The organism is Herminiimonas arsenitoxidans, assembly GCF_900130075.1.
Taxonomy (GTDB): domain Bacteria; phylum Pseudomonadota; class Gammaproteobacteria; order Burkholderiales; family Burkholderiaceae_D; genus Oxalicibacterium; species Oxalicibacterium arsenitoxidans.
On the sequence record NZ_LT671418.1, the window covers coordinates 3,775,436 to 3,784,322 of the forward strand.

The window sequence follows — 8,887 nt, forward strand, 5'->3', positions numbered from 1 at the left end:
GAGACAGCATGGATCTGGGAATCAGAGGAAAGGTAGCTTTCGTATCTGGTGGTAGTAAAGGCATAGGTCGACAATGTGCGGAAATGCTGGGCCGCGAAGGATGCAAGGTGGTGGTTGCAGCACGTGGTCAGGAGGCCATCGACGAAGCTGTTGCCAGCATCAAGAAAGCGGGCGGCGAAGCGATTGGTATTTCAGTCGATCTGACTAAAGAAAAAGATGTCAAACGTGCCTTGTCCGTTGTAAAGGAAAGCTTCGGTTCACCTGACATTGTGATCACCAATGTTCACGGACCAGGACCTGGCGACTTCTTTGATCATGATGGCGAAGACTTTGTCGATGCGTTTCGTGATCTCACCTTGAGCGTCGTCTTTCTGGCGCGCGAAACCTTGCCTGACATGAAAAAGAAAGGCTGGGGACGACTGGTAACGATAGGTAGTGGTGCCGCCAAGGAACCGCCGTCTGAACTCAAGCACATCCTTGCCAATACCGCGCGCGCATCTGTGGTGTCACTCAATAAGTCACTGGCGAACGAATTTGGGCAATACGGTATTACTGTCAATACGCTGGGTACCGGCTGGATCGGTAGTGAGCGCATGTATAAATATCTGGAGCATGTGGCTGAAGAAAAAGGCCTGTCGCCAGATGGTGCAATGGATATGTTGAAGGGGCTTATTCCGGTTGGACGTCCAGGCAAGCCGGAAGAGATGGCGTCGCTGGCGGTGTTCCTTTGCTCGGCACAGGCGTCTTATATTACCGGCAATCTGATGGCGGTAGACGGCGGCTTGCATCGTTCGGCCTGGTAATAAGAATGCGTCGCGAGTGGGTTTGATATTCGCAGCGTATTGATATTGATGTAAAAAATAGTCAGCCGAATCGGCTGACTATTTTTTTGTCGGCATGTGTCGCGCAAGAAAATCGCGTACTGCCGCATTGAAAGCATCATTGCGGTCGCCGGCGATCATGTGGCCTGCACCTTGAATATTGGCCAGTTCTAGCTGCGGTATATGTGTCCGTAATTCGGCCGCGCCTTCCGGACTGACTACATCGCTTTCCTTGCCACGCACCAGTGCCACTGGAATCTTGATGCGATCCGATGCTGCCAGCATTTGCGTCGAAATGTTGGATAACTTGGCGTTGCGATCGCCTCCGATGATCTTCGGATCCCAATGCCAATACCAGCGACCGTTGTCGTGTAGCCGCAGGTTCTTGCGTAGACCATCCAGATTGCGCGGTCGTGGTCGTGCCGGGTTATAGGCAGCGACAGCATCTCCAGCTTCTTCGATACTAGCGAATCCATCCGGATTGCCGGCCATGAATTTATGGATATGTTCCACACCTTTCGGTTCCAGCTTGGGCGTGACATCCACCAGGATGAGGCAGCTTGCCAAATCCGGATGGTTGCCACAGGCGATCAGTGAATTGACGCCACCCATCGATGCACCGACCAAGGCAGGTTTGCCACCGACTGCTCGGGCGACAGCGATGACGTCGCCTACCTGTCCTTCTAGTGAGTAATCAGCATCGCTCATCCAGTCCGATTCGCCGTGACCGCGCGCATCGAACAAGATCACACGGTAGCCGGCGTTGATTAGTTCACGTTGTGCCTGTCCCCAGGAGTGGCGAGTCTGACCGCCACCATGAAGCAGAATCACAGCTGGTGCAGATGCATCACCACCGACGTCGGCAACAAGTCGATTGTTGCCAGCACCGATGAAGATTTGCTGCTGGATTGCTTCGTGCATGGTGGCCTTGTCGGTGATCAACGCTTCTGCAGGACAACACCAGCTTTTTCACGATCCCAGGTTGTTGGCGTGATGCCTTGATCGCGCAGCTCATACTTGAGAATGCGACCAACTGGACTGCGTGGGAAGTCCGTGCGGAACTCGAAGTAACGAGGCACCGCATAGTAGGGCAGGTGATCGACCGACCAACGGCATAGGGTTTCTTCATCGAGTTGAGTGCCGGCCTTGAGCACGATAGTCACCTTTAATTCATCCTCGCCGAGCTGATCATGGACCGCGTGTGCAGCAATGTCTTCGATGGCTTCATGTGCGCGGAAAGCATTTTCCACTTCGAAGCTGGAAATGTTTTCACCGCGACGACGCAGATAATCCTTCTTGCGATCGACAAAATAGAAATAGTCGTCTTCGTCGAACATGCCGATATCGCCAGTATGGAACCACATGTTCTTCATTACTCGCAACGTCTCTTCCGGACGGCGCCAGTAACCTTCGAACATGATGTGCGGCATGCGCGGGCGTACGATGATTTCGCCTGCTGTGTTGGGAGGCAGCTCGATATCGTTTTCATCGACGATGCGCACATCGAATTCTGCGTTACGCAATCCGGAACTGCCTGGTTTAGCTGGTGTGCCAAATGGCAGTGTCGACACGATAGAGCATTCCGTCAGACCAAAGCCACCAGCGACCGTATGTTTGACGCCGAAACGTTCTTTCCAGATCGCCTGGATATCAGGTGGGAACGGTGCGCCCCATGCTGCAAACAATTGGCCTTTGCAGCGCTTCATCGCGTCATTGTCTGGAGCCTTGGCCAGCATCGGGAACATCGCTGCCAGCATCGCAACATCGGTTGCCTTGGTGCGTTCGATTTCAGGCCAGAAGTTGGAGACGGAAAAGCGGGTATAGATAGATACGCGCGCGCCTATCATCATATTGACGAGGACGGTCGAGACAACGGCATTCTTGTGGAATAAAGGCAATGGCGTCCAGGTAATTGCATCCTTGGTACGTGCTGTCAGCGTGATCATTTGCCCGGCGAAGTTGCAGCAATAGTTGTGGCTGATCATGCATCCCTTGGAAGGGCCGGTAGTGCCGCCGGTATAGACCAGCATGGCCAGGTCACCCGGTTTGACTTCGACAGTCTGATCCGCAGTGTTGTCGCTGAGAATTGCTGACCATGGTAGTACCGGCAGCTTGAAGTTTTTCAGCTCAGGTTTTTGGCCGCGATAAACCAGTGTTTGGAGTTCCGGCAGACGGTCGGCAATCGCAGCGACGCGTTCTGCATAGTCATGCTCGGCAATGATCACTTTAGCGCCTGCATCTCCAACCTGATGCCGCAGGAACTCTCCCTTCAATGCTGTATTGATAGGCACGCTGATCGCACCGAGCTTATTGATAGCCAGCCAGATCAAGACGGTGTCCACCGAGTTGTCCATGAGAGTGACGACGGTGTCACCTTTCTGGATGCCTAGACCGTTGAGACCGTTCGCCAGCCGGCAGGCGAGGCGGTTGACATCAGCAAACGAATATTCCTCACCGAGGAACTCCAGAAAAATGCGGTCCTGGTGGCGCTCCGCCGATTGCCTCAATACCTGATTGATCGTGTTTTGCGAACCGGATGTCCAGGCATTCAATGTTTCGGTGCTCATTCCATATCTCCTTAGTTGTTATCGAATTGCTCGGGTAAGCCCGGCGATCGGCCTCTGCGAGCACGTCGTGTACTTCTATCGTTTTACTGCTGTCTCGTTCTTGTCCTTACCGCATTTCAATGCAACTTCGGGTGGCGGTATTGAAGACCGTCGCCGATGTTGCTCTTGACGCGATAGTGAAACCGCTTCATAGTTTAGTCTAAAAACTGACACTATGCCAGTTTTTGAATTATGATGTTTTCTTGATACATCAGCATCGCTTCAACAGACCTGAAAACAGGCTGGATGCGAGGCATCAAGAAGTATTGCACAGCTTTTTGTGGTGGCGCGATGGCGTTGCCCTAAACTTTTTTCAACCGAAAGAAAGTCATTTATGCGTGAAGCACTGATTGTATCCACCGCGCGAACACCGATTGCCAAAGCACATCGCGGCGCTCTTAACAATATCAAGTCGCCCACCATGACTGCGCACGCCATCAGTCATGCCGTGCAGCGTGCAGGTATTGATGGTGGGGAGGTGGAAGATGTAGTGATCGGTTGCTGCATGACAGCAGGAACTTCCGGCCGCAATCTGGCCAGAGCTGCTGCCTTGACCGCTGGATTGGGTGTAACAGTGGCAGGTTCGACAGTCGACCGCCAGTGCGCTTCTGGCTTGATGGCAATCGCAACCGCCGCCAAGCAGATCATTGTTGATGGCATGGAGATAGTGATAGGTGGCGGTTCGGAAAATGTCAGTGCATTGGCACCGAGTTATGGTGAATGGTCCTTGCGTGAAAAAGATCCGCGCCTGGTAGAGCAGGTGCCGCATGCGTATATGCAGATGATAGATACCGCCGAGTTTGTCGCCAATAAGTACAAGATCAGTCGCGAGGTTCAGGATCAGTTTTCGTTGATCTCACAGCAACGGATTGCAGCTGCGATGGCGGCTGGCCGCTTTGCAGATGAGATCGCACCGATCACGACGCAGATGAAAATCTTTGATAAGGACACAAAAGAAGTCAGTTATCGCGATACCACCTTATCCGTAGACGAATGTCCGCGCGCGAGTACCACCTTGGAAGGGTTGGCTGCGCTTCGTCCGGTTCTTGAAGGTGGTAGTGTGACGGCCGGGAATGCCAGCCAGTTGTCGGATGGTGCTTCGGCTTGTTTGATGATGGAAGCGAAGCTGGCCGAGCAGCGCGGTCTGACGCCGCTCGGCGCTTATCGCGGTTTGATGGTGTCGGGTTTGGCACCGGAGGAAATGGGGATAGGGCCTATCTATGCCATTCCAAAACTTCTATCCAAGCACGGGCTTAAGGTTGGTGATATTGGCCTGTGGGAGTTGAATGAGGCCTTTGCTTGTCAAGCCTTGTTTTGCCGCGATTACCTTGGTATCGATCCGGAATTATTCAACGTCAACGGCGGTTCGATTCCGTTAGGCCATCCTTTCGGCATGACTGGTTCGCGTTTAGTCGGGCATGCCTTGATCGAAGGTAAACGTCGTGGCGTCAAGCATGTCGTTGTCAGTATGTGCGTTGGCGGCGGTATGGGCGCGGCCGGTTTGTTCGAAGTTCTGTGATCTGATTGTCGCAGGTTGACAACATGCTGTCATGCTGGCAACCTGCGCAACTATGGAAAAAAAATTAACGACATCGACTGGTCGTCTGGTCGAACTCTTGGTGGACGAGACGTTGCGTCTGCGTGGACGTATCTTGTCGGCCTCGCGCGAAGCCAATGAGAAGCGTGGCCTGCAAAGCCATTCACAAGGTTTGATTTTGACTGCTGTCGTGCGGGCAAGTGAGCCGCCGACAGTCGCGAAGATTGCTCGTAGTCTCGGCCTGACGCGACAATCCGTACAACGTACCGCTAACGAACTGGCCGCAACTGGCCTGGTCATCTTCGAAGATAATCCGCATCATAAAAGAGCAAAGCAATTGGCGCCAACCAAGGCAGGCCTGAAGATGCATGCGCAAAATGCAGATTCTCAAGGCAAGTGGACGGATCGTGTTGGCACCGCGGTCAGTGCCGCGGATCTTGAGCATGCAGTAAACGTACTGCGTAAAGTGCGACGCTATCTTGAGCATCCTGAAGCAACGCACGAGGAGCTTGATGCGCCGCCAGAGAAAAGTACTGTAACTCGGCGCAAAATCAAGCAGACCTGAACGACAAGCGATCAAGTTTGCTTGAAGGATTGTTATTAAGCGCTTTCCACCCCAAACTTTTGCAACATTCCCTGCAAGCGTTCCTCTTCAGTAGTGGCATCGATATGTGGAAGCCCGTTGACTGCATTAGGATCGCAAGCACGTCGTAACGGACCCGGACGGAACATTTCATCGACCACATTGCGCGCTGCGATCTCTGGTGCTAGCGCATTGGTGCGTGCCGTTTCGGACATAGCAGCTTGCGATTGCGCCATCGGTCGATAAAGTTCATATTCGATTGCTTCCGGTGGTCGATGTGCGATGCCGGTGCGCAGCATGTCGGTATCGACTCCGCCGATCGGAATCTCGATCACACGCACACCGAATGGCGCCAGCTCGATACGCAAGCCTTCCGATAGCGCAGCCACCGCAACCTTGCTGGTGCGATAAATCGAATAAAAGGGCAACGGCACATACGCACCCAGCGATCCGATATTGCAGATCAGTCCGTGACCATGATTACGCAGTGCTGGTATGGCTCTACGTGTCAGATCGATCAAGCCAAAAAAATTGGTGTCAAAAGTCCTGCGCCACTCATCCATGCCTGCTTCCTCTATCGGCAGGTAAGGGCCGCGGTAACCAGCGTTGTTGACCAGTATGCGCAAGTCGGCTGGAGGTTGATAGTCGCCCAGCGCAGCCATATCCATGCGTTCAAGGACAAGTGTGCCGGGCAGGCTGCGCGCTTGTTCCAATAGATCGATTGCTGTATCAGGATTGCGTACGCCAGCAATCACGTCGAAGCCACGAGAGACTAATTCCAATGCAATTGCCTTGCCTAGACCGCGATTCGCACCGGTGACTAGCGCCTTGCCTTTCTTGTCCATATTTACCTTTCATGATTGGCCTGCAAGCGGCCGTCAGCAGTTGACCCGATGCGGGTAATATTGCACATAAATAATACATCGTCATTTTTAATTATTGACAGCATTCTGTCAATATGACATATTTGTGTCAATTGTTCGGTGGTTGTCGTGCCGGCTATTACAGCAATGACATTAACGTGCGGCGTAGCCGCCTCATCAAAATCAAGGAGATGATTCAAATGTGGGATTTTTCGACTGATGCTGAATTTCAAAAGAAGCTCGACTGGATCAAAGTGTTCGTTGAGGCCGAGTGCGAACCGCTGGACCGTTTGTTCCCAAGTGCAGGTGATTGCTATGACGTTGGCAACAAGAAAGCACGTGCCATTGCCAAGCCGCTGATGGAAGAAGTCAAACGTCAGGGATTGTGGGCTTGTCACCTTGGACCGGAACTGGGTGGTCAAGGTTATGGTCAGGTCAAGCTGGCCTTGATGAATGAAATTCTCGGTCGTTCGCTGTGGGCTCCGACAATTTTTGGTACTGCCGCTCCTGATACCGGCAATGCGGAAATCATCGCCATGTTTGGCCACTGATGAACAAAAAAGCGCTATTTGCAGCCTTTGCTGGATGGCGATATCGTCTCCTGTTATGCGATGACAGAGCCACAGGGCGGCGCCGATCCTGGTGTGTTCGAATGTAAGGCAGTGCGTGATGGCGATGAATGGGTCATCAGCGGCGAGAAATGGTTTGCATCGAATGCTCGCTATGCCGAATTTCTTATTGTGATGTGCGTTACCGACAAGAAAGCACCAATCTACAAAGGAGCATCGATGTTCCTGATGCCGACGAATACGCCTGGTATCAATATTTTTGCGCAATACCGGCATACACGGTGAGCCTGGAGGTATAGGTTCGCACGGCTATATTCGTTTTGAGAATGTGCGTCTGCTAGCCGATGCCTTGCTGGGCGGCGAAGGCGAAGGCTTTGCTGTAGCGCAGGCGCGTCTGGGCGGTGGCCGTGTGCATCATGCGATGCGTACTGTCGGTCAGTGCCAGATCGCCATCGAAATGATGTGTGAACGCGCAGTCAGCCGTAGCACCAAAGGCAGCATGTTGGGCGACAAGCAAACTGTTCAGGGTTATCTCGCCGATTCATGGATAGAACTTAAACATTCCGCTTACAAGTCTTGCAGACTGCCTGGTTGATTGACCAAGGCCACGATTACAAATCCAATCAAATTTCGATTGCCGGCATCAAGGTGATGGCTGCGAAAGTTTTCCACGACATCGTGCAACGCGCGATTCACATGCACGGCGCGCTTGGTGTATCTGACGAAATGCCGCTCGGTCATATGTGGTTGTACGCTGTGATGATGGGCATCATGGATGGCCCAACCGAAGTGCACAAGGCGACAGTTGCCAAGACGATGCTGAAAAATTACAAGCCTGCAGCGGGACTGTTCCCTAGCGCACATCTGATTCCACGCACACAGGCTGCTCGTCAGAAGTACGAAGGGCAGTATTGAAAACATACGTCAGGAAATCATGAAGCGCTGGCTATTGGCCGGGCTAACTGGAAGAGGCGAGCAGCGCCGCTTCTTCTCTCTTCATTTGAATTGATTGAAGGTGCATGCACATGACAGATTCTCTTTCGGATTTTGACGGCTTGCTCAATTGGCCATCCTTGCAAGACTGGGTGGCGACGCAGTCGTTACCGGGAACCGGACCGATCACTGCCGTGAATAAACTATCAGGCGGCTCGCAGAATAATATTTTCCTGCTCAGTAGAAAAGACGCTAGCTTCGTACTGCGCCGTCCGCCCAAGCATTTGCGGCCCAACAGTAACGAAACCATGTTGCGTGAAGCACGTGTTCTGGCGGCGCTGAAGGCAGCGCTGTACCGCATCCGGAGTTTCATGCCGCTTGCGCTGATGAGTCTGTTATCGGCTCAGCGTTTTATGTGATGGCGGCCTTGGATGGTTTCATGCCGATAGGCGCTTTACCCGGTAACTACGCCACCGATCCGCAATGGCGTCGAGCGATGGGACCAGAAATGGTTAAAGCAGCAGCGGCATTGGCGGCGGTTGATTATCAAGCGGTTGGATTGTCCGATTTCGGCAAGCCTGATAATTGGCTGGAACGCCAGGTATCGCGCTGGCGCACGCAATTGGACGGTTATCGCGAGATGCCGAACTATCCTGGTTCTTCCTTACCGTACATTGATGAAGTAGGCGATTGGCTTGAACGTAATCGTCCGGAAAAAGCGCATATCGGCATCATTCATGGCGATCTGCAATTCGCCAATGTCATGTTTCGCAAGGATGAGCCACGCATGGCTGGATTGATCGATTGGGAGCTATCGACGTTAGGCGATCCCTTGCTTGATCTGGGCTGGATATTGACTAGCTGGACCGAGCCGGGCGATCCAGATATGGGGCGCAAACCAGCGGTAGAGCCGTGGGATGGTTTCGTCTCACGTGCCGATTTAATCAAGCAGTACGGCGAGATCAGCGGCCGTGA

General features: G+C 52.9%; 12 protein-coding genes. 9 read left to right on the top strand and 3 right to left on the bottom strand.

The genetic code is table 11. The features are described 5' to 3' along the window. Window positions 1-8: 8 nt before the first annotated feature. Window positions 9-803, top strand: a complete 795-nt coding sequence (locus BQ6873_RS17800) for an SDR family oxidoreductase (RefSeq protein ID WP_076590823.1) — start codon at window positions 9-11, stop codon at window positions 801-803. A gap of 78 nt (window positions 804-881) precedes the next feature. Here BQ6873_RS17800 and BQ6873_RS17805 read toward each other — a convergent pair whose 3' ends face one another. Both BQ6873_RS17805 and BQ6873_RS17810 read right to left on the bottom strand, forming a co-directional pair. Next, window positions 882-1,742, bottom strand: coding sequence for an alpha/beta fold hydrolase (locus tag BQ6873_RS17805; RefSeq protein ID WP_076593859.1), 861 nt, complete (start codon window positions 1,740-1,742; stop codon window positions 882-884). Window positions 1,743-1,759: 17 nt separating this feature from the next. Next, window positions 1,760-3,388 carry an AMP-binding protein gene (locus tag BQ6873_RS17810; protein WP_076590824.1) on the bottom strand — a complete coding sequence of 543 codons (1,629 nt, stop codon included), beginning with the start codon at window positions 3,386-3,388 and terminating at the stop codon, window positions 1,760-1,762. Window positions 3,389-3,761: 373 nt separating this feature from the next. Here BQ6873_RS17810 and BQ6873_RS17815 point away from each other — a divergent pair, with 373 nt between their 5' ends. Both BQ6873_RS17815 and BQ6873_RS17820 read left to right on the top strand, forming a co-directional pair. After that, entirely contained in the window at window positions 3,762-4,946 is a 1,185-nt protein-coding gene (locus BQ6873_RS17815; protein ID WP_076590825.1) for an acetyl-CoA C-acyltransferase, read from the top strand. 52 nt (window positions 4,947-4,998) lie between these two features. Then, on the top strand, window positions 4,999-5,529 hold the full coding sequence (locus BQ6873_RS17820; RefSeq protein WP_076590826.1) for a MarR family winged helix-turn-helix transcriptional regulator: 531 nt from the start codon (window positions 4,999-5,001) through the stop codon (window positions 5,527-5,529). A 35-nt stretch (window positions 5,530-5,564) separates the two neighbouring features. Here BQ6873_RS17820 and BQ6873_RS17825 read toward each other — a convergent pair whose 3' ends face one another. Beyond that, complete coding sequence (locus tag BQ6873_RS17825) at window positions 5,565-6,392, bottom strand: SDR family NAD(P)-dependent oxidoreductase (RefSeq protein ID WP_076590827.1); 828 nt, start codon at window positions 6,390-6,392, stop codon at window positions 5,565-5,567. Between the two features lie 113 nt (window positions 6,393-6,505). Between BQ6873_RS17825 and BQ6873_RS18160 the strand changes: the two genes are divergently transcribed. The 6 genes from BQ6873_RS18160 to BQ6873_RS17935 form a co-directional block, all read left to right on the top strand. After that, entirely contained in the window at window positions 6,506-6,961 is a 456-nt protein-coding gene (locus BQ6873_RS18160) for an acyl-CoA dehydrogenase family protein (RefSeq protein WP_197685186.1), read from the top strand. An 18-nt stretch (window positions 6,962-6,979) separates the two neighbouring features. Continuing rightward, window positions 6,980-7,264 carry an acyl-CoA dehydrogenase family protein gene (locus tag BQ6873_RS18165; protein ID WP_197685187.1) on the top strand — a complete coding sequence of 95 codons (285 nt, stop codon included), beginning with the start codon at window positions 6,980-6,982 and terminating at the stop codon, window positions 7,262-7,264. Then, window positions 7,239-7,574: an acyl-CoA dehydrogenase family protein gene (locus tag BQ6873_RS18390; protein ID WP_197685188.1), complete on the top strand. Its 336-nt coding sequence runs from the start codon at window positions 7,239-7,241 to the stop codon at window positions 7,572-7,574. Before BQ6873_RS18165 ends, BQ6873_RS18390 begins: the two co-directional genes overlap by 26 nt. Continuing rightward, window positions 7,556-7,894, top strand: coding sequence for an acyl-CoA dehydrogenase family protein (locus tag BQ6873_RS18175; RefSeq protein ID WP_269457249.1), 339 nt, complete (start codon window positions 7,556-7,558; stop codon window positions 7,892-7,894). The genes BQ6873_RS18390 and BQ6873_RS18175 overlap by 19 nt, the downstream gene beginning before the upstream one ends. A 110-nt stretch (window positions 7,895-8,004) precedes the next feature. Beyond that, window positions 8,005-8,331 carry a phosphotransferase family protein gene (locus tag BQ6873_RS18180; protein WP_197685190.1) on the top strand — a complete coding sequence of 109 codons (327 nt, stop codon included), beginning with the start codon at window positions 8,005-8,007 and terminating at the stop codon, window positions 8,329-8,331. Then, on the top strand, window positions 8,310-8,887 hold a 578-nt coding region (locus BQ6873_RS17935), incomplete at its 3' end, for a phosphotransferase family protein (protein ID WP_231949459.1). The genes BQ6873_RS18180 and BQ6873_RS17935, both read left to right, overlap by 22 nt.